Consider the following 21,611-nt stretch of genomic DNA (forward strand, 5'->3'; position numbering starts at 1 on the left):
TAGCCCCGATGATGTAAAAGTGCAGGCTGTTCACGGCTTACATCTAAACGTAAATTATCCGATTATTTCCAAATCCAGCCTAATAGTGAGCCTAACTGCTCAATATCAGGAAAGTCGTTTTATTATTGAAGACCCCAAAGGGTATAGTCTGTACCAAAGCCTCAATGATAGAGGTTTGCGTACAGGGGGTATTGGCACCACTATTTTCAAGCCGCTCAACGAAAGCCGTTTTATGATTTTTCAGGCACAAGCCGATATAAACGGCGATTTCAAATCCAGTGAGCTAGGTACGGCTTTTAGTAGTGGGCTGACGTTTAGTGGGGCTTTTGTATATGGTTGGAAAAAAAGCGACCGCTTTATGTGGGGGATTGGGGTTACACGCACCTATCGTGGGGGCGAAACTTTGCATATTCCCATTTTGCTTTACAACCGCACTTTCAATGACCGCTGGGGTATAGAAGTGCTTTTCCCTGCACGTCTGCATTTCCGTAGAAATTTCTCACCCAAATCTCTTTTGCAATTGGGTTATGAAATTGTTGGAAACTCTTATCATATTAGCAATGTAAGCACGCAAGTAGGCTCAGATTTGCGTCCTTATGACGATTTGCAACTTCGCCGCTCGGAAGTAAAAATCAGGGCTATTTATGAGCAAGCTCTGAAAAACTTTATTTGGATTTCAGTGCAAGCAGGTTTTCGCTACAATTACAAGTTTAACCTTTCCGAAGCTCGCGATGTAAAAGAAGGGCTATTTAATAAGAAATTCTTGCTCAACAACGATATTGGCAATACTCCTTATGTGAGTGTAGGTATTTACTTGGTAAGTCCATAAGAAAAGACAAAAGCTATTAAAACGACCACACCTTGAAATAGCTGTGGTCGTTTTGGTTTTTATAGCTACTTGCTTTTGAGTGATTTGAGTTATTTTTACTCACATATCTTACCGAGTATTAGGAACTCTTGATATACGTTTTTCCTGTCATAAAGTTCATTCCTCTCTTTATATTGCTTCATAGAAACTTAATTCTTGTCATAGCGAACAGCAGCATTCTCAATAAAATAACTCCGTGTTTCCATCTTTGGATGTTTGTTGTTCCATAAGTTCGGGCTTTATATCTGATAGGTAGCTCAATAATTTTGAGCCCTAATCGTGAAGCTCCAAAAAGTAGGTCAAAATCTCCAAAGGGGTCAAACTCTCCGAAATAAGCCCTGTTGGCAGCTAATTTCTGGTAATTACTTCTGGATAAAACTTTTGTTCCACATAAAGTATCTTTTAGGGATTGGCTTAAAGTAAAAGAAAAAGCAGATGCAAAAAATTTGTTCCCAATTAAATTAAAAAATCTCATAGCCTCTTTTTCCATTGGATACACTAAACGACTTCCATTGATAAATTCACCTAAATCATTTCTGATAGCTGCATAAAATTTAGGCAAATCTTCCGGTGGAACAGTCATATCGGCATCTAAAATCATAAGTATTTCTTGCTCTGCCATAGCAAACCCCTTTCTAACAGCATCGCCTTTCCCTTTACCATCTTGCTTTGCTGAGCGAATTTTTATCTTGTTTTTGTACAATTCTTGAACTCTTTGTATCTCTTCCCAAGTATTATCTGAAGAACCACCTTCAACAAAAATCAACTCATCATTTTCTCCCATTTTAGGTAATCTTTGAACAATTTGTTCTATGTTGCCTGCTTCATTACGTGCCGCTACTATAATTGATACAGATGCATTCTCTAATGTCTTTTTTAGTCTGGGACGCAAGACAGCAACATTTAATAAACCAAAAAGACGAAAAAAGGGTAGAGGCAATAACCATTTGTTTAGAATATAGCTAAGAACAGGAATAAAGACGGGACAAAGAATTCTAGGGTTTCTTTGAACTATCTCAAAATTAGACAATAAGGCAAAGTTTTGTACATCTTCGTGAGTTATCCAGTTCATTGAAGGCGTTTTTTTACGTAACCCCAGAAAAGATGCTAATTTTATTAAAGGAGACCACAAAGCACTATAATAAACAAGTATCAATCGTGTATTTGCGTTAATTTTATGGTATATTTGTGTTAAAAGGATTTGGATATCTTCTTCGTAATGGAGTGTTCCATTCAAAATCACATATTCCGTGCTTGGAGGAATTTCTACAACGTTTTCCCCAGATACATACTCGTTACAATTTAACTCTTTTTGTAACAAATTGTTTTTAGGTTTTATCTCAAACACTTTATCGTTGGGTCTGATGTAGAAGCTGATGTATTTAGCTAACAATTTGTACAGGTATTTTTTCATATTTATTATTTTTGGTGTAAAATCTCATAGATAAATTCTCCTGAACCATTTTCCATTACCAATCTAATAGGTAAGCTCAAAATTTCAGTATCATTTTTTCTAATTTCTAGCGGGGAAGTGGTTATAGCCCCTCCCACCATCAAAATTCTTTTGTTTTTAGATATAATTTCATCAATACTAATTGGTTCTCCCCAACTATAGCACCAATTATTCCAAATATTGAATTCTAAATAATCAGGATATATTTTTTTTAAGATATTTCTATAATTTACTTTCATAGCACCAGAATAACCTAGTCCAAATCCAAGAGCATATTTGGGTGAAGAACAAGGATAATAATATAGAATGATAGCATTTTTCTCATTAAGAGCATTTTCTTGAATCTGTTTTCTTTTAATAACCTCATTTTTGGTATTGACTAATTCTTCTTGAAATAGTTGTTTTTGATGCGAAATGATGTATATTGATGTTATCACAGAGGGCATTACTAACCAGTACCATTTGAAAATCCTTGATAAAAACATATAAAATATTACCAAAAAACAATAACCAAATGAAAGCAGTGGCAGTGCATAGCGATATTGATAGTGTTTGCCTATAAAAATTAAATAAATTATGTTGATACATACAAAAGCTAACAGGCAAAGTAGTAATTTTTTCCTAATGCTTTCATCTATTTCGCTCTTTTTTTGTATCCAAGCTAAAAATACTATAAAACTACTTAAAAATGCGATTATGAAGTAAGAGCCTTGGGTACTAAATAAATCTCTAATATTTTCTTTGAACATATTAAAATTAAGAAAATTGGCTTCTCCTGAATTGTAGTACCCAGACCTAATTAGCAACCCTCTAACCCAAAAGTAGAAGTATTCGTGAGAAAATAAAGCTGGCATAGCTAAAATTGCAAATAATACTATGCAAACCAATACATAATACATTTTGTCATTTTTCTTTTTCAAAAAGAAAAATGGCAATAAACCTAATGGAGCTAATGTGATTTTAGTAACAATACCTGAAATTATTGCCAAAGAAAAGCCCCAAATCTGCTTGGTTGTATCTAAAAATCGTTCCTTTTGTGTATAAAAAAGAATGCAGTAAAGAGCAATGATAGTGCTGTGTATCCATAATAGAGATTCAGCGGCAACTCTGGGTATATTAAATGCCGCAATATGCAGGAATAAAAAAGGGGTAAGTTGTAAATAAATACCTATCCAGAGCTTTTGAGTATAATGATAAGCTATCCAACCTATTACAAAAGAAGCCAATACATTTAGAACAATAATAACATTGGCAAATGTATGTAAATACTTTTCAGGGTAAGTCAAAACATCTTCGGCTAAGGTGCTTTTTTCTCCGTCTATCCAGTATAACGTTCTAATAACAACTACACCGAGATACTGTAAGGTTGTACCAGGATGATCTACGTGTTGAGGATTTTTCCCGTAAGCTAAATTAGTGGCATTGATAAGATACACATAGCTTGGGTCGGAGTTATAGCCTGTATGAAAATCGGTAAAAGATGCTTTTGCCAAATAAAGAGTGTATCCAAAAATCAGAGGAAGTACCCAAAAAACAAAAATTTTTAGCAGTTTCATTCTTTTGCATTTTTTCTAGTTTTTTCTGGATATTGTTGAATATAGTGGTAAATAGCTATTTTGTATATCCAGTATGCTTCTGGTTTATCACTTTTTGCTGTAAGTTGTTTTATGTAGTTTAAGTTATCAGGAACAATATACATTTGCTTAATAACACTCTGAATAAGCATATCTTTGCTTTGAATTTTGCCAGATTTGAAAAATATGAAATCATCGCCTTGATAATCAGGAATATTTTTAATTTCGCTAACTATTTGAGCAGAGGTGTATTTTTGATAACTCAAAACATTGAGGGCTTGATAGTTATTGAGAATATCCAATATTGCAAAATAAAAACAAGCTAAACCAATAAAAATAAAAAGTACAAAATATTTTTGCTGAATGTATATTTCTTTATGCTTTTTAAGTTTCAGAAAAAGATAAAAAAGTAGAATAGAAATTAGAAAAATGCCTAAAAAAAGTGAAAATTGTATTTCTGGAAAAAAATTTCGGGGAAAAGTTGGAATATCATCTTCGCCGTCAATAATTACAACGGATTTCATCTGCCAATCTATCCAAAGAATGCTAAAGCAAGCACAAACCTGTATCAGCCATAAAAGAAAAAGATTTTTTAGAAGTTTTCCCAGAGGTTTCATCAGTTATTATTTTTTTTCTAAAACGATATAACATCTAAAAGCCAGCAGAGAGCGAAGCGGATATAAAATTTTTTCAATAAATTGAAAAAAAGGAATAGACCAATCTGGAATCATTGCTTTATTTTCAAATCCGCCAGAGGCAGGATAGAGCAAAAAACTTAATTTTTCCTTCTTGATAATCTTAAACTTTTCACCAAATTTATCCAAAAAACTTTTGTAGTGCTTAAAAAAAATTAGAAAGGGAATAGCCTGATTTGAGTCCCAAGGATCCTTTTGCTCCAAACCTTGTTTTGAAAAATAATCTATATTCATAATAAAAGGCTCGGGGTGAAACTTCCTGTATATAGGTAATGAAAACGCAGAAGGAAAAGGCTCCAACATAACAATTCGTCCTCCTTTACAAAGAACCCTATGAGCTTCTTCTAAAAATAAAATAGGATTGGCTAAGTGATGAAAAACATCTATAAGTACAATATTGCCAACCTCACCATCTTGAAAAGGTATCTGATGTGCATCAAAACACATATCTAACCAAGGCTGTGGGTCTATATCCGCTGAAATTACATCAGGCTTGTATTCTTTGAAGTTACCCGTACCAGCTCCCAACTCCAAAGTTTTGGGATGATTGATTAAATCCTTAATAATTTTGCGATACCACTCCTCGTAGATTATTCTCAAAATTTTTTTTTGCCTCCAAGTTTGTTGGTGTCTTGAAAGAATATTCATAAGCTAAAAATAAGACTTGCAATGACTTTGAACTGGTGCTAATGTAATTTCAGCAAAAAGATAAAACTCTTTTTCAACTAGGACATTATTGCTACTATGCAAAACATCAGATAAATTTTTTCAAAGTAAAACTATGAAAATTTGCCTCTGTGAAAGATTTTCTATGAAAATTTTTACTTTGCTACGCAAAAATAATAACCTTTTTGTATTTTTGGCAAAAAACCTTTTGCAAAAATGATGGAATCAGGAAAAACCAAAGCTGAAAAATATCAGATTTTAGCAGAAAAAAATGCTGAAGCCCTCTTGGGAGGTGGAAAAGATAAAATTGAAGCACAACACAAAAAAGGCAAACTCACAGCTCGTGAGCGTATAGAATTGCTTTTAGACAAAGGTTCTTTTGAAGAAATTGGCAAGTTTGTAATGCACCGAGCCCGCGATTTCGGTATGGATAAACAGCATTATTTAGGCGATGGCGTAGTTACGGGTTATGGTACTATCAATGGAAGGCTCGTGTATGTATTTTCGCAAGATTTTACGGTTTTTGGTGGCTCGCTTTCGGAGGCGTATGCCGAAAAAATCTGCAAAATAATGGATTTGGCAATGAAAAACGGTGCCCCCGTGATTGGCTTGAACGATTCGGGAGGAGCAAGAATCCAAGAAGGAGTAGTTTCTTTGGCGGGTTATGCCGATATTTTCTACCGAAATACACTCGCTTCGGGGGTAATCCCACAAATTTCTGCAATTATGGGACCTTGTGCGGGCGGAGCAGTCTATTCGCCGGCTATTACAGATTTTATTCTGATGACCGAAGGCACTTCGTATATGTTCGTAACAGGTCCTAATGTGGTAAAAACCGTTACCCACGAAGAAGTAACTTCCGAAGAATTGGGTGGAGCATCTACGCATAGCACCAAATCGGGGGTTACTCATTTTGCTTGTGCCAACGAGATTGAAACGCTGGAAACCATCAAAAAACTGCTTTCCTACATTCCTCAAAATTGTGAGGAAGATTCGCCTGCTTACGCTTACACCAGCAAAGATGACGAATTGCGTCCTCATCTTGACGATATTATTCCCGATAATCCCAATCAGCCTTATGATATGCGAGAAATTATAGAAAGTATCGTAGATGAAGGTTCGTTTCTGGAGGTGCATAAAAACTTTGCTGAAAATATTGTAGTAGGTTTTGCTCGTTTGGCAGGTAAAAGCATTGGTATTGTGGGCAATCAGCCTGCGGTGCTGGCGGGGGTTTTGGATATCAATGCCAGCATCAAGGCGGCTCGCTTTGTGCGTTTTTGTGATTGTTTTAATATTCCACTGCTTGTTTTTGAAGATGTACCAGGCTTTTTGCCCGGTACCGACCAAGAGTGGCACGGCATTATCAATCACGGGGCAAAACTTTTGTATGCTTTTTGCGAAGCTACCGTGCCGAGAGTAACCGTTATTACACGCAAAGCCTATGGCGGTGCTTATGATGTGATGAACTCTAAACACATAGGGGCAGATATGAACTATGCTTGGCCTACTGCCGAAATTGCCGTAATGGGGGCAAAAGGTGCCGCCGAAATCATTTTCCGTAAAGAAATTATGGAAGCCGAAAACCCCGAAGCCAAACTTCAAGAAAAAATAGAAGAGTATGAAAGAAAGTTTGCCAATCCTTATAGAGCGGCTTTCCGAGGGTATATTGATGAAGTGATAATGCCTTCACAAACCCGACAAAAGCTGATAAAGGCTTTCAAAATGCTTGAAAATAAAGTTGCTTCATTGCCTAAAAAGAAACACGGCAATATTCCTTTGTAAAAAAGATTTTTTTTGGTATATTGCCTTTCAAGTGTAATTTTGCCACTCCAAACATTGTATTTTATGAGCTTTTACATTCAGAATACGGCTACGGGGATTAGCCTGACGAAAGAAGATATTTTAGCCGATTACCGACTTGCTTGCGAAAGCCGAGAGGCAAGTCTTATGGGACGCAAAGAAGTCTTTGCAGGAAAAGCCAAATTTGGTATTTTTGGCGATGGCAAAGAATTGCCTCAGATTGCAATGGCAAAAGCCTTCAAAGCAGGCGATTGGCGTTCGGGGTACTACCGCGACCAAACCTTTATGATGGCTATTGGCGAGCTTACTTTGGAAGCCTTTTTTGCCCAACTTTATGCCGATACGCAAATTGAAAACGAACCTGCATCGGCGGGTAGATGTATGAACTCACACTTTGCTACTCGCTTGCTCAATGAAGATGGTTCTTGGAAAAATCTGACTGAACTCAAAATTTCATCAGCCGATATTTCCCCCACCGCAGGGCAAATGCCACGACTTTTGGGGCTGGCTTGGGCTTCTAAATTGTATCGTCTTAATCCTGAATTGCGTGGATTTTCGCAATTTTCAAACAATGGAAATGAAATTGCTTTTGGAACTATTGGCAATGCTTCTACTTCCGAAGGAATGTTCTTTGAGGCTCTCAATGCCGCAGGAGTATTGCAAGTGCCTCTGCTGATGTCGGTTTGGGACGATGAATACGGCATTTCTGTTTCCAAAGAATACCACACTATCAAACATAGTATTTCCGATGCTTTGGCAGGCTTTCAGCGGGAAAATCCTCAACAAAAAGGCTTTGAAATTTTCAAAGTAAAGGCTTGGGATTATCTCAAACTCATTGATGTATATCAGAGAGCCGCTAAAATCTGTCGCGAAACGCATACACCTGTACTTGTACACGTGATTGAAGTTACCCAACAACAAGGACACTCTACATCAGGCTCTCACGAACGCTACAAATCCAAAGAACGCTTGGAGTGGGAAATGAGCTTTGATTGCAACCGAATGTTCAAGGAATGGATTTTAGAACACGGCATAGCTACTATCACGGAACTTAATCGCATTGAAGAAGAAGCAAAAGAGCGTGTAAAACAGGCTAAAACTACGGCTTGGAATAATTTTCTGAAATCTATCAAACGCTATCAGGAAGATACTGAAAAAGCATTGGATTGGGCGATAGCTCAAAATCCTGCTTACCAAGAGTCTTTGCAGAAAGTTAAGCAAGAGCTAAAAAGTACCGTCAATCCTATCAAAAAAGATTCTATTGTTGCTCTCAAAAAAGCTATACGTATTTTGCGTAATGAGCCTGAACTTGCCAAAAAAGAATTACTCCAAACGCTCAGAAGCAAGCAAGCATTGGCTCGTGATGAATATAACTCCTTTTTGTACAGCGAATCTGCCAAAAACGCTTTACACGTAAAAGAAATAAAGCCACTCTACGCCCCTGATGCCAAAATGGTAGATGGCAGAGAAGTTTTGCAGGCAAATTTTGAGGCAATTTTCCGAAATAATCCTTTGGTAGTAGCATTTGGCGAAGATGTTGGCAAAATTGGTGATGTAAATCAGGGTTTTGCAGGTTTGCAAGAAAAATTTGGCGAAATTCGCATTACTGATACCAGTATTCGCGAATGTACGATTCTGGGGCAAGGAATTGGTGCGGCGATGCGAGGCTTACGCCCCATTGCCGAAATTCAGTATCTGGATTATTTGCTTTACGCTATTCAGATTATGTCTGACGATTTGGCTTGCTTGCAATATCGTACCAAAGGCGGACAAAAAGCCCCTGTTATTATACGCACACGTGGGCATCGTTTGGAAGGCATTTGGCATTCAGGTTCGCCTATTGGAATGATTCTGCACGCCATTCGGGGCATTCGGGTACTTGTGCCTCGTAATATGACTATTGCGGCGGGTTTTTACAATACAATGCTTCAAACTGATGAACCTGCTCTCATTATTGAGTGTCTGAATGGCTATCGTTTGAAAGAAAAAATGCCACTTAATTTGGGCGAATTTACTATCCCTTTGGGAGTGCCTGAAATCTTACGTGAGGGTACTGATGTTACGCTGGTTACGTATGGCTCAATGTGCCGAATAGCAATGGACGCCGCCACACAACTCGCCGAAGTGGGTATAAGTGTAGAAGTGATTGATGTGCAAACACTTTTGCCTTTTGATATACACCATAGTATTTTGCAGTCTGTCAAGAAAACGAATAGAGTTGTATTTGCTGATGAAGATGTAGAAGGAGGGGCTTCGGCATTTATGATGCAACAGGTTTTAGAGGTACAAGGAGCATATCGCTATCTGGATTCTGCCCCTATAACCATTCACGCACAAGACCATCGCCCTGCCTATGCTTCCGATGGCGACTATTTCTCTAAACCCAACGCCGAAGACATCTTTGATAAAATCTATGCAATGATGAGTGAGGCTAATCCACAAAAGTTTCCTGCATTGTACTAGTAAGATTTTCTCTTAAAGTTTTAAGTTATCAAAGTGGCAATATCACTAATAGTGATATTGCCACTCATAAATTGGGCAACACTTCAAATTTTAATTTTTTCTTTGAAACTACTTCAAAGCAATTTTAGTGGAGTACGATAAATGGATATTTTGCGAAAATCTATTTTTAGCTGTTTAGTTACTTTGATGTTTTGGGCTTGCCAAGAGCAGAAAGCCCGTTTTGCGGTGCGAGAAAATGCTCAAATAGATGCATTTTTTTCGTTGGCTTCTTTGCAAACGCTCCAAAAGGCTTGGGAAAATGACCCTGAAAGTGATGTAACGGCTTATCAGCTTGCTTTGTGGTATTTTCATCAGAAAGAGTATAGCAAAGCCAAAGATTTTACCCAAAAAGCTCTTGAACTTGTAGAAAAAGCAGAATACTATTTGCTAAAAGCTCAATGCGAAAATGGCTTGAAAAACTTTACAGAGACAAGAAAAAATCTGCAACAAGCCCTGAAAATTGGAAAAAATGACTTTCTGACTTTATTTTTTGCTTTTCATTTTGCCGTAGAGCAAAGCGAGTGGCAAGAAGCAGAAAAATATTTGCAAAAACTTGAAAAAAATTATCCCGAAGCCCCTCAACTTACTTTTGCCAAAGGAAAACTCGCTTTTTTGAAAAATGATACTTTGCAAGCCTATCATTTTTTGCAAAAAGCCATTGAGCAAAACCCTACTAATACAGAAGGTTACAAACTGCTGAGCCACTTATATAACCAGCAAAACCAGCCTACAAGGGCTTTAGAATGGGCAAATAAAGGCTTGAAAATAAGAAATTTATACGATAGTTTGCTTTTGGAAAAAGCCCTTGCTCTGCAAAAACTTAAAGAAAAAGATAGTGCCGCCAAATATTTTCTGAAAGCCTATCAGCAAAACAATCGTTTGTATCAGGCTTCTTTTTTCTTGGGTGAGCAGGCTCTCAAAGCAGAAAAATATCAAGAAGCACTCAATTTCTTGGAAAATGCTTATCGGTATGCACCCGCTTTGCCGAAAATCAATTATTTTATGGGGCTTTGTTATGAAAAATTAGGTAAAAACGAACTTGCCTTGGAGTTTTATCAGAAGGCTACCAAGCAAGATGCCGAGGATTTAGTAGCTCGCCAAGCATTGTATTTCTTGAAAGAAAAATTGGAGCGAGAGCGAATGAAACGTCTGCAAGATTCTTTGTGGAAAGCACAGCAAGCCATAGAGCCGAATTAGGTTTATCAACTTGCAAAGAGTGTGCTAACCATTACTTCTGAAATTCTTTGATATATAGCTTTCCAAGCATCTTCCAAACCGCTATTCCATTCGTTTTCGTACATACTTTTGAGCATATGCAAAAAAGCTATCCCGAAAGAAACAAAGTGTTCGGGTTTTAAGCCATAACCTGCGTGGCGTTTGGCAAGGGCTTCTAAATCGGGTTTTACGCTTTCCCAGTTATCAATACTTCGGACAAGTTTTCCTATCGCCGCTACAAGCATTTGCGATTGTCGTTCCATTGAAGTATTTTTGAAAAGCTCTTTGGTTTCGGGGGCAAGCTCAAAGAGTTTGTCGTAAAGAATTTGGGCATTGCCAAGAGTTCTTGCCAGAACTTTGGGAAATGATTGCTTAATAATTGCAGATTGTTCGGCTGTCATAGGACTTACATTTTCTTACAAGTTACAAGTATTTTCAAAACGAAGCTATGATTTTTATCAACTCTTTACATTTTTTAGAAAAGGTAAATTTGACAGAAAAAGTAGAAACCTATGTTTTGCGTTTGGATAAAATTGATAGCTACATTTCGGGTAATAAGTGGTTCAAACTGAAATACAATTTACAAGAAGCAAAAAAATTAGGCTTGAATAGATTGCTGACTTTTGGAGGAGCATATTCTAATCATATTTTGGCAGTGGCTTCGGCAGGAGAGCGTTGGGGATTTGAAACCATTGGGGTTATCAGAGGCGAAAAGCCACTCAAGCTCAACGAAAGACTTCTACAAGCCGAAAAATGGGGAATGGTATTGCATTTTATTAGTCGGCAGAGCTATCGTAATAAAAATGACGAGAATTTTATTCGCAATTTGGAACAAAAATTTGGAAAATTTTATCTTATTCCCGAAGGAGGCTCTAATACATTAGCAGTGCAGGGTACGAGTGAGATACTGGATTTCTTACCACAACTTTCTTTCAGTTTTGATTATGTGTTGTGTTGTGTAGGAACAGGTGGAACGCTTGCAGGGCTTGCCAAAAGCCTTTTCGGCACAAACACCCGATTATTAGGAATCCCTGTCCTGAAAAATGCGTCCTTTTTGTATGATGAAATATACAATTTACTTCAAGGTACTTCTTTCCAGCCTTTTGAATTGCTTTTAGACTATCATTTTGGTGGTTATGCCAAAAAAACAAGCGAACTTTTGAGTTTTTTAGAAAATTTTGTGCAAAAGTTTCAAATTCCTACGGAGTTTGTTTATACAGGAAAGATGTTTTTTGCTTTTTTTGATTTACTGCAAAAAGGATACTTTTCTGAAAACTGCAAGGTGCTTTTGGTGCATACAGGGGGAATTTTTGGAGAATAAAAAACCTCGCAAACACTATCTGCGAGGTTTTCAAGAAAAAACTGCTAATCTAATTTTACCCTACCAAAATAAATGTACTTACCATTAGAGGTTGAGCCAAAGAAGGTAATTTTGTTGGGGGCGGGATTGAAAAATGGGAAGTTTTTATCCAAGTAAAATTTCTTTTTGTTCATTACGCCCAAAGTTGTAAAATTACTAATAGAGGCATCATTTTTAGAAATTTTGGCGATACGAGGGTAAATTTCCAATCTGCTATCTCCCAAATCATAGCCATCTATTTCTGTGAGAATCAGATACATATTTTGTTTAGAGTCGCCTGTATCTAAAACATACTGAGGGGCACCATAGGCTTTTGACCACTTATTGTTTTCTACTGGATCTACGCCATACATAGCTTTCAAAACACCTTGCTTATCAAAATAGAGTGTGATTACATCTTGATATATTTTTTTGTTTTTGGAAACTTTGAAATTTTGTCCTGACATTACAAACTCCTCTCTATCATTCACAAAAACTACTTTTTTATCAAATTGTCCTCCTTTGAATACGGGCTTACGTTTTTGGGCAGGAGGCGTTTTGATTTTGGCTTTCATTTCATCAAGGTTCGTGTTGGTGATGTATTCTACTTGGTTAGTTTCTTCGTTGAATTTCATTACTTGAATAGACTTAAATTTATTGGGGTTAATGACTTGGTCGTAGTATTTGCCTTTGGCATCCACCGAAAGACCATAGAAGTAATGACTGGTGCCGTGGGTAAAGTCTTCGTCTATACGCCAAACAGAGGTAGCGGCTTTGAAAGGCACTCTAAGAATATTTTTGAAATCGCTATCAAAACGGAAAATTTCAAACTCATTGGTTTTGTCTTTGGGTGCTTTTTCTTTGCCCCAGCGGCTGGGAGCAAGTATAAAGAAAGCTCCTTCGGCAACAGGAATATCCTCATCTTCGGGATTTTGTCTATTGATTACAGCTTTGTAAATGCCCGTCATAGAATAAGGGAAATCTACGTCTTTCTTGGCTACCAAATCTAAATTGTTGTTAAATTTCATTAGAGTAAAGCGTCTTCCAGCCATATCATTTTTGGGGGTAGCAACTACAACTGCTTCACCTGTGTAATCATCTTCGTAGTAGTTGATAAGGAAATATTTATCACCTTCATCGGTTTTGGGCTTTACTTTTTCAAGGGTTTTTACACTTTTTTCATATTCCTGATAATAGGTACTCCACGTGTAAGTTACACGCTTGCGTTTGAGTACTAAAATGTTAGAAATATTTCTTTCCACACTAATCCCTTCCTTTACAATAGGCTCTTTGTACTTTACCTTAATTTCTACATCAGATTTGCCCAAGCGTAATTTGATGCGGTTGTTCTCAATTTCTTGTTCTTCTTGGCGTTGGTCAAGTAGGTTATATTCTTTGTCGAAAGAATAAATTTCCATCTTGATACGTCTGCTATTTTGCGATGTGATAAAAACAAGGTCAATATTACCTGTTTCTGCGTCTTGATTAACGTGGTAAAGGTAGCCTCTTTTGGCACGTTTGGAAAGTTCGTGCATTTTTTCTACTTCTATGGTTTGGGCATTTGCTCCAAACAGCAAGCATACAAACGAGAGAACTGCAAAAATACGTTTCATATAGGTTCTGAATAATTTGGTTTCAGCAAAAAGACCAAATTATTGTGGCTTTTCCTATACCTCATTTGACGTATTTTTGCATAATGTTTTGATTATTTCTTACTTAATGAGCAGTAAATTTGCATTTTGAAGCAAAATTTAGCATAAAAATCATTTTTTTGTAGGTAGTACGAAATTTTTTTTTAATATTGCGAAAATATTTTGCAAACGTAAAAATCATATCCTTATGAAGAAAATAACTTTACTGCTCTTTGTAGTTTTTTGCTCTTGGTACAATGCCCAAGCCCAAGGCTCTGACTGGACTTTGGGAGCAGGCGTAACAGCCTTTGATTTCGGTGTACCTGCCAAAAGAGGTTTGAGTATGAGCGACTGGAACTGGGGTCCGTATATCACTGCCTCCAAAAAAATCAGTCCTATGATTCAAATTGCCCCTTCGGTTTCGGTAGTAGAAATTCGCAATTTTAGCGATTTGTTCCCGAATGATATTTTCACCACAGGGCAAACGGCGGCAAGTGTGCAAGGTAGTCTTGCAGGGCAACTTCATTTTTTACCTGAAAAGAAATTTGACCCTTATCTCACTTTGGGTGGCGGTGCAAATTACCTTCGCCGTAAAACTTATGGTGTTTTGGAAGGCGGTTTGGGCTTCAACTATTGGGTAGATGACCTTGTAGCCATCAACTTGCAAGCAGGCTACAATTATATGTTTGATTTTGCTGATTATTTGCATTATAGAGGTGGTTTCCGTTTTGGTTTAGCTAAACCCAAAGATTCTGACGGAGACGGAATTCCTGATAAAAAAGACAAATGCCCCAATGAAAAAGGTTTGAAGCAGTTTGCGGGTTGTCCTGATACAGACAACGATGGCATTGTAGATGGCGAAGATGCTTGTCCTACGGAGGCAGGGGCAAAAGAGTTTAATGGTTGCCCTGATAGAGACGGTGATAAAATCATTGATAAAGATGATAAATGTCCTGATACTCCCGGTTTAGCTCAATTCCAAGGTTGCCCTGATACAGACGGTGACGGCTTACCTGATAATGAAGACGCTTGCCCTACCGAAGCTGGAAAACCTGAATTGCAAGGCTGTCCTGATAAAGATGGTGATGGCATTGCAGATAAAGACGACCGCTGTCCTGACCAACCCGGTTTGGCTACTTTCAAGGGCTGTCCTGATAGAGACGGTGATAAAATTCCTGATGTAGATGATGCTTGTCCCGATGTACCCGGTGTGCCTGAAGAAAAAGGTTGTCCTGCTAAAATTAACGAGCAAGAACTCTTGAAAATAGCTAAAAGTATCAACTTTGCCACAGGAAAGGCTACTATTTTGCGTACTTCTTTTGCTTCGTTAGATAATCTTGCCGCACTTTTGAGTCAAAATCCTAGCGTGAAGATTGCAGTAGAAGGGCATACAGATAATGTGGGTAATAGAGCCGCCAATAAAAAACTTTCTCAACAGCGTGCTGATGCTATCAAAGCCTACTTGGTGAAAAAAGGTATCAGTGCCGACCGTATCCAAGCCATTGGTTATGGAGATGAAAAACCTGCTGATGGTAGCACCGATATTAAAGCAGGTAACAAGACACCTCAACAGCGTGCCGCTAATCGCCGTGTAGAAATAAAGAATTTGTAACAAGTTCTGCACTGCGTCTTAAAACCTACAAGGCTCAACCTTGTAGGTTTTTTGTTTGCCAAGTTTGCAAGTAATTGGCTATGAGAATAGGTTTGGGTAAATTTTGAATATCCTCCCAAGTGTGCCATTCCAAATTTGGGGAAAGAGGAAAGTTCTCGTTTATTTCAAAATGAAAAAAGCAAACAAAGATTCTTTGATGTGTGAGTTGATGTTTGAATATACTTGATTTGTGTATAAAACTTCCTTTTACGAGGGGTATCTGCTCCAATTCGTATAAATTCTCTTTTTCCTGCAAATCAAAATCGTAAAGATTTTGCCAAATATCTTTTTCCAAGCGTTTTTTAAGAGCGATTTTCTCTTCCTTATGCCAAACCAGATAGGCAAAAAAACGCTCACGCATTTGCGTTTTGTTAATTTTTACAGGTAAGTTTTCTTGTTCTTGATAGACAAAGGCGAAGCAGTTTTCTTGTAAGGGGCAAAACATGCAATTGGGTTTTTGTGGAGTACATTGCAAAGCCCCAAATTCCATAATTGCCTGATTGTATTCATTGCTATTTTCGGGAATTAGGCTTTGAGCCAAAGCTCTAAATTCTTTTTCGCCTTGTGGGCTGGCAATATCTGTGAAAATACCAAAATAGCGAGCCAGCACTCTATACACATTGCCGTCCAAAACCGCTACGGGTTCGTTGAAGGCAAAAGACGCTATCGCCGCTGCTGTGTATTTGCCTATGCCTTTAAGTTTAAGTAGCTCTCGGTAACTTTTGGGAAATTGCCCTTCATTTTTTTCGCAAAGTTGCCGAGCCGTAGCCAGCATATTTTTAGCTCGGTTGTAGTAGCCCAAACCTTGCCACAATCGGAACACTTCCATATCGTTTGCCAAAGCCAAATCTTGTAGGTTTGGGTAGTTTTCTACAAATTTTTGATAGTAGGGCAAGCCTTGCTTGACACGTGTTTGTTGTAAAATAATTTCGGAAAGCCAAATGAGATAGGGGTCTTGTGTGTTTCGCCAAGGAAGTTTGCGGTGATGCTTTCTATACCAAGCGGTGATTTTTTCAACAAAAAACTTATTTTTCTCGTTCATTTCTCTTGATTTGCCAATGCGTTCCAAGTGTAAATTCTGCACATTCGGCTACAGAGGCGTGCGTTTTGAGCAGTAGCCCTGCAAAAATATTTTTATGGAAATACCATTTTAAGCCATAACGCTGATAAAAAGGCATATCTGTTTTGGCTTCAAATTGCCTACGAATGTAATAGCCGAGTTGGATATTTAGACTCATATCGCCAAAAGTAATTTCATCGCCTACTGCTATGCCTATGCGTCTGTAATCGGGTTTTGGGTTCTGACTTCCAAATTTTTGCTCAATTTGGTACTTGATACCTTCGTTCCAAGAAATATCCAAACCTGCATTAAAGCGGTGTTTGCGATTTATATCACGAGCTACATACAAACCTACATTGAAAACAGAATGTTTGTGAGGTTGATTGATTTCTGTTTCTATCAGACTGCCTCCAAGTGCCGTTTGCAGATACCAATTTTTGCTGAAAGCGGTTTTTTCACTTTTTTGAAAAGCAATTTTTTCAGGATTAAACACATAACTAATGCCTGCAAAGGTGGTAATAACATTTACACCTGCATTGGGCAATTTGAAAGCTCCATTAGAATAATGCGTAATTTGCAAGCCTGTTTTAAGTCTGAAATGAGAGTTGAGGTGATAGTTCCACCAAAATCCCCCTTGCATTACATAGCTCCAAATATTACTCAAAACATTGTTTTGAAAATTGGTTTCAATATCAAAAGGATTAGAGGCAAAGGCAAGCCCTGTACCGATTTTGAATTGTAAGGTACTTTTTTCCGCTCGGTAGATAGGCAAAAGCATATTTGCCGATAGTGCAAGGGAGTGCCCTATGATAGAATTTTGGTAATTGAAATAAGTAAGAGCAAAAGAACTTTGGGGATAGCGGAAATCTTGCTCCCAAGTACGTTTTCCAAGATGAAAACGATTGTAATAAGCCGTAATAGCCCAAGGGTGCGATTGCAGGTGTCCGATTTTAGGGGCGTGCCGAAAAATAAAGCCATAATCGGTATGCAAGCCTATTTCAAAAGGGGTTTGAGCCAAACAGAAAGAGTAAAATACCCAAAGACTGATGACAATCCAATAATATTTACGCTTAGGCATTTCATAATTTTTGGCAAAGATATAAAAAACCTCCAAAACTTTTGTCTTGGAGGTTGAAACTTATGTGGGAGGGGTGTATTATTAAGGGAACAATACACCTCTAATGTTTCGGGCATTTATGTCAATAAGAGGTATGCTTGTGCCATATTTAGCATTTATAGCTTTAATAATCTGATTGGCAACAATGGCATAACCTTTGGGAGTAAGATGAACCCCATCAAGCGAGAACAAGCCACCACTGATAAAATCTGTTGAAACTTGTACGCCATCAATGCTTCTGTTTCTGATAATTTGATTGAACAAAGCATCGGCATCTACCAAAGCCAAGTTTTTAGCTTGTGCTACGGCACGAATTTTAGCATTATAGAAGTTGGTAGCATTTCTAACAAAACCTGTTTCTTGTTCATCTAATACTGCCCAATCAGGGAAAGGGAAAGGTTGGAAAGTAGTAGGATTTACAAAGCCTAATCCGTTGGCAAAATTGGTAGGAGTGAGCAAACCTTGCTGTGCAGGCAAAAGAATAAAATCTGATGCGGCATCCATTTGCTCTACAATTACTCTCAAAGAACCGGGAGGATCTGCTGGGCAAACAGGGCAAATGGAAGTAGGTATAGAGCTAGAAGGAGCAATACCTTTCACAATTATAAATCTGTTGTTACCAGCAACAAGTCCAGGACTTGTACCACCTACAATAGGTCCAGGACCATCAGGGTCCCAACCGGGAATAGGAGGCAAAGGACCAGGACCATCAGGGTCTACGGTAATACCTAAATAAATAGCATTTAACAAGCTTGCTTCAGATGCAGTAAACTCTCTTCTTACAGTAATTTCAGCCGCACTTTTAGGGATAAAAGGGAAAGTAGGTAATGTTCCTCTGATTTGCTGATTCACAAGCGTAACATAAGGGATAGAGGCTACATCAGGAATTGTAGCAACTACACCTTTTGCACCGTTGGCGGTAAGTTTATTTATCAAGGCATCAAAGCTTGCATTGAACACATTGATTTCGGTAATAGCACCCAAAGAGCCATCAGTGCTGTAAGGGAACTGGTTAGGGGCAATTGTATTGGAACGAATAGGGTTAGCATTGGGGTCGCCACCACTGGTTGCAAAGCCCAAAACGTCATTGTTACCAATCCAGCAAGTAAAGAAAGTAGCATTGGCTTCGCCTACAAAATCAACATAAGATTTTGTAGTAAGAGGGGGAAGCAAACGCTCAAAGAAAGGGTTTAGCTGGCTATAAGCAGGTACGGTTACATCAACTACCCTGATGCCCGAAATACCATAGTTATTGAGGGGTCCTTCGTAGCGGGCAAGTTTGAGCGGACTTGGACTTACAACTGCTAAGTTACTGGTTTCTTGCGAAATAATAGGCGTTCCATTGGTGTTCCAGCCTGTAATTTTCAAGAAACCTGAACCATTTTGCTGTCCGTCATTGAATAAAGCCTGATGAAACTCTCCGCCACCCGCTAATTTGAATTGCTCGGCAATAAATTTGGGGTAAGAGTTCATCATAGACGCATTATACAAACCATTATCAGCGACACCCGCAGTAAGCGAGTTACCAACAGCGATATATTTGCTCAAATCTAAATTGCCTTTGTTGGCAGGGATAGGGTCTATTTTAGGGGCACAAGCACTCAGAATAAAAGCACTTGCAGAAACGGCTAATGTTCCTTTCAGTATGTTGAGTTTCATATCTATTTTGAATTTTTTAGTTCAACCATTTTTAGAAATTAAACGTTACACCAAAGGTGCCAACTATGGCTTTGGTTTTGAAGTCGCCACGAGGACCCACAAAATTGCCATTGGCATCAGTTGCAGGATTTCTGTTGTCGCGAGTGGGTCTTGTAAGGTAAATACCACCCAAATCAACGCTTACTTTTCCAAAAGAGTAGCCCAAGCCCAATGTGCCAGCAAAAGTATTTGCATCAGGGGTTTCGGCAGTCATAAAGCCATCTTTTACAGGAGAAGGGTCAAAGTAAGTACCTCCTCTGATTGCCAAAGCTCCTTTTTTATATTCTGCTCCTGCACCAATAGTGATACGGTCTTGATATTCACGAGGCGAAACAGAGGTGTTAGAGCCAGCTACAGGGTCAGTGAAATTGAAAGCCAGTTCTTTGTAGGCACTCCAGAATGTATAACGAGCATCAAAGTTGAATAATAGGTTATCGCTATATTTCCAAGTAACCCCCGCAGTAAGTACAGCAGGCAAAGGCAATTCTGATGAAAACTTGGTAGAAGCCGTGCTACCACTTAGATTGGGGAAATTGCCAGCAATGGCTGCTCCTACGGGACCACCCAAAGAAGGTATATTCGTGAAGGTAGCAGTACCATCTTCTACTTTTGCAACAATTTTGGAACGATAAGCCAAGCCAAGCGTTACTTCATCAAAGAGTTTATAGGCTACTCCTAAGTTCCAGCCCATACCTGTTGCTTTTCCATCAAGTTCAGCATCTACAAAAAGACCATTAACAGGCAGAGCGTTTTGTCTTTGTAGATTTACGCTACCTGTCATATATTGGAAACCTGCTCCAATTGAAAACTTATGATTTACTCGGTAGGCAATGGTAGGCTGAATATAAATAGCTCTTAAAGCAATTTGCTCCAAGTTGGTTTTTCCAATCCAGCCATCTTCCCATTTTACGGTAGAGCCATAAGGGGTAACTACGCTTAAACCTGCTTTGATAGCTTTGTCTTTTCCGAAACCAAAAGCGGCGTGTAAGTAAAAAGGCGTACTTACAGGGTTTTCAGTTTTGTAAATGTTACCGTCCAAAGAGGCAAATTCTGTTTTACCAAAAATGGCATTTACCCCAGCCGCTACTCCACCGCCTTCAATGAAGCCAATGGCACCAGGGTTGTAGAACATATTGCTCACATCAGCCAAGGCAGAACCAGTATTTCCCATACCTGTTTGCCTTACACCTTGTAAGACTACTTGAAAGCCGCCTGCTTCTGCCCATAATGCGGCACACAGACCTAAAATAGTAAAACTTAGTCGCTTCATAAAAAAGTTGTTAAGTTTGGGTTAATTGAATTTAATATGGCAAATTTATCGCTATTATACAAAAATATCTACGATTTGTTCCAAATTTTTCACACTTTTTTTCAAAAAGTATTCTGCAAGCAGAATAAAAGGCTTTTTTTAGTACAATTCGTCCAAGTTCATACTTAGGTATTTATTCACAGCTCGGTAAGAGCTGAAAAGACTTAAAAATATGCCCAAAACAACTAAAATCCCCCCAATAATTAGAACTTGCAAGGGGCTAAACATCTCTGAAAGTCTAATAAAACCTACATTCAAATAGGGCAAACTTACATAGATAAGTGTAAAAGCGATAGCTCCACTCAGAAGTCCTTGCCAAAAAGCAGTAGCTAAAAAAGGACGACGAATAAAAGAGGCTGTAGCTCCTACCAGTTGCATTGTACGGATAATAAATCTTTGCGAAAATAAAGCTAATCGTATGGTATTGTGTATCAGTATTACTACAATAATCATCATAAAAAGAGCAAAAGCTGAAAGTACAAAACTTACCATTGCTACATTCTGATTCACTTCCTCTGAAAATTCTTGTGCATACGATACTTCAAAAACCCCCTTTATTTGCTCAATTTCTTTTTTGATTTGCTCCAGCCCTTCTCTGCTACAAAATTCGGATTTGATGTGTAATAAAAACGAATGACGTAAAGGGTTTTCACCCAGTAAAGTAATAAAGTCCTCTTTCAAGTCCTTGATAAGTTCTTTGGCGGCTTCGTCTTTGTGTTTGAAGGCTATATCGGCTTGCCCTGCAAATTTCCTGATGTATTTTTTATCAGAAAGTAATTGACGCAATTGTGCTATCTGCTCGTTTTCTAAGCCGTTATCCAGCATTACTTGTACTTCTACATTTTCTTTCACTCTTTCGGCAAAATTGATAATACCTATGATAAGCATAAGTAGTACGCCCAATGCAATGAGAGCAATTGTGATACTTGTCATTACACTGGTATAAGGGTAACTTCCTAAACTTTTGCTTTTGGTCTGGGTGATAGTTGTCATAAGTTTTTTACAAAAAAAGCAAAGAAAAAAGATTTTTTCT

Annotated in this window: 17 protein-coding genes; 6 read left to right on the forward strand and 11 right to left on the reverse strand. The window is 38.1% G+C overall.

The window, feature by feature from the left end:
* Positions 1 to 829: DUF6268 family outer membrane beta-barrel protein (locus ACWITO_RS00115; RefSeq protein WP_448527970.1), on the forward strand; the 829-nt coding region annotated here is incomplete at its 5' end.
* Positions 830 to 1,007: 178 nt separating this feature from the next.
* On the opposite strand, the gene ACWITO_RS00120 is transcribed toward ACWITO_RS00115, so the two are convergent.
* The 4 genes from ACWITO_RS00120 to ACWITO_RS00135 are packed head-to-tail and all read right to left on the reverse strand — an operon-like array spanning position 1,008 to position 5,190.
* Positions 1,008 to 2,282: a glycosyltransferase family 2 protein gene (locus ACWITO_RS00120; RefSeq protein ID WP_448527971.1), complete on the reverse strand. Its 1,275-nt coding sequence runs from the start codon at positions 2,280 to 2,282 to the stop codon at positions 1,008 to 1,010.
* 5 nt (positions 2,283 to 2,287) lie between these two features.
* On the reverse strand, positions 2,288 to 3,877 hold the full coding sequence (locus tag ACWITO_RS00125; protein ID WP_448527972.1) for a hypothetical protein: 1,590 nt from the start codon (positions 3,875 to 3,877) through the stop codon (positions 2,288 to 2,290).
* Positions 3,874 to 4,512, reverse strand: a complete 639-nt coding sequence (locus ACWITO_RS00130; protein WP_448527973.1) for a hypothetical protein — start codon at positions 4,510 to 4,512, stop codon at positions 3,874 to 3,876. Before ACWITO_RS00130 ends, ACWITO_RS00125 begins: the two co-directional genes overlap by 4 nt.
* Positions 4,513 to 4,518: 6 nt before the next feature.
* Complete coding sequence (locus ACWITO_RS00135; RefSeq protein ID WP_448527974.1) at positions 4,519 to 5,190, reverse strand: class I SAM-dependent methyltransferase; 672 nt, start codon at positions 5,188 to 5,190, stop codon at positions 4,519 to 4,521.
* Positions 5,191 to 5,475: 285 nt separating this feature from the next.
* On the opposite strand from ACWITO_RS00135, the gene ACWITO_RS00140 reads away from it, so the two are divergent.
* The 3 genes from ACWITO_RS00140 to ACWITO_RS00150 all read left to right on the forward strand — a co-directional run bounded on the left by ACWITO_RS00140 (position 5,476) and on the right by ACWITO_RS00150 (position 10,755).
* Positions 5,476 to 7,038, forward strand: a complete 1,563-nt coding sequence (locus tag ACWITO_RS00140; RefSeq protein ID WP_448528017.1) for an acyl-CoA carboxylase subunit beta — start codon at positions 5,476 to 5,478, stop codon at positions 7,036 to 7,038.
* A 63-nt stretch (positions 7,039 to 7,101) separates the two neighbouring features.
* Entirely contained in the window at positions 7,102 to 9,519 is a 2,418-nt protein-coding gene (locus ACWITO_RS00145; protein WP_448527975.1) for an alpha-ketoacid dehydrogenase subunit alpha/beta, read from the forward strand.
* 150 nt (positions 9,520 to 9,669) lie between these two features.
* Complete coding sequence (locus tag ACWITO_RS00150; protein ID WP_448527976.1) at positions 9,670 to 10,755, forward strand: tetratricopeptide repeat protein; 1,086 nt, start codon at positions 9,670 to 9,672, stop codon at positions 10,753 to 10,755.
* Between the two features lie 5 nt (positions 10,756 to 10,760).
* On the opposite strand, the gene ACWITO_RS00155 is transcribed toward ACWITO_RS00150, so the two are convergent.
* Complete coding sequence (locus ACWITO_RS00155; protein WP_448527977.1) at positions 10,761 to 11,174, reverse strand: globin domain-containing protein; 414 nt, start codon at positions 11,172 to 11,174, stop codon at positions 10,761 to 10,763.
* 47 nt (positions 11,175 to 11,221) lie between these two features.
* Here ACWITO_RS00155 and ACWITO_RS00160 point away from each other — a divergent pair, with 47 nt between their 5' ends.
* Positions 11,222 to 12,094 carry a 1-aminocyclopropane-1-carboxylate deaminase/D-cysteine desulfhydrase gene (locus ACWITO_RS00160; RefSeq protein ID WP_448527978.1) on the forward strand — a complete coding sequence of 291 codons (873 nt, stop codon included), beginning with the start codon at positions 11,222 to 11,224 and terminating at the stop codon, positions 12,092 to 12,094.
* 44 nt (positions 12,095 to 12,138) lie between these two features.
* On the opposite strand, the gene ACWITO_RS00165 is transcribed toward ACWITO_RS00160, so the two are convergent.
* The gene (locus tag ACWITO_RS00165; protein ID WP_448527979.1) at positions 12,139 to 13,725 is read right to left on the reverse strand and encodes a hypothetical protein; all 1,587 of its coding nucleotides are present in this window, start codon (positions 13,723 to 13,725) and stop codon (positions 12,139 to 12,141) included.
* 226 nt (positions 13,726 to 13,951) lie between these two features.
* On the opposite strand from ACWITO_RS00165, the gene ACWITO_RS00170 reads away from it, so the two are divergent.
* Positions 13,952 to 15,355 (forward strand): OmpA family protein, encoded by a 1,404-nt coding sequence (locus tag ACWITO_RS00170; RefSeq protein WP_448527980.1) that lies wholly within the window; start codon positions 13,952 to 13,954, stop codon positions 15,353 to 15,355.
* A 34-nt stretch (positions 15,356 to 15,389) separates the two neighbouring features.
* On the opposite strand, the gene mutY is transcribed toward ACWITO_RS00170, so the two are convergent.
* From mutY to ACWITO_RS00195, 5 genes are all read right to left on the reverse strand, one after another.
* Entirely contained in the window at positions 15,390 to 16,436 is a 1,047-nt protein-coding gene (gene mutY / locus ACWITO_RS00175; RefSeq protein WP_448527981.1) for an A/G-specific adenine glycosylase, read from the reverse strand.
* The gene (locus tag ACWITO_RS00180) at positions 16,420 to 17,532 is read right to left on the reverse strand and encodes an acyloxyacyl hydrolase (RefSeq protein WP_448527982.1); all 1,113 of its coding nucleotides are present in this window, start codon (positions 17,530 to 17,532) and stop codon (positions 16,420 to 16,422) included. The genes mutY and ACWITO_RS00180 overlap by 17 nt, the downstream gene beginning before the upstream one ends.
* An 81-nt stretch (positions 17,533 to 17,613) precedes the next feature.
* Positions 17,614 to 19,230 (reverse strand): SGNH/GDSL hydrolase family protein, encoded by a 1,617-nt coding sequence (locus ACWITO_RS00185; RefSeq protein WP_448527983.1) that lies wholly within the window; start codon positions 19,228 to 19,230, stop codon positions 17,614 to 17,616.
* Between the two features lie 31 nt (positions 19,231 to 19,261).
* Complete coding sequence (locus ACWITO_RS00190) at positions 19,262 to 20,539, reverse strand: OmpP1/FadL family transporter (protein ID WP_448527984.1); 1,278 nt, start codon at positions 20,537 to 20,539, stop codon at positions 19,262 to 19,264.
* A gap of 138 nt (positions 20,540 to 20,677) precedes the next feature.
* Entirely contained in the window at positions 20,678 to 21,571 is an 894-nt protein-coding gene (locus ACWITO_RS00195) for a cell division protein FtsX (protein WP_448527985.1), read from the reverse strand.
* Between the last annotated feature and the right edge of the window lie 40 nt (positions 21,572 to 21,611).

It is taken from the genome of Raineya sp., assembly GCF_053497555.1.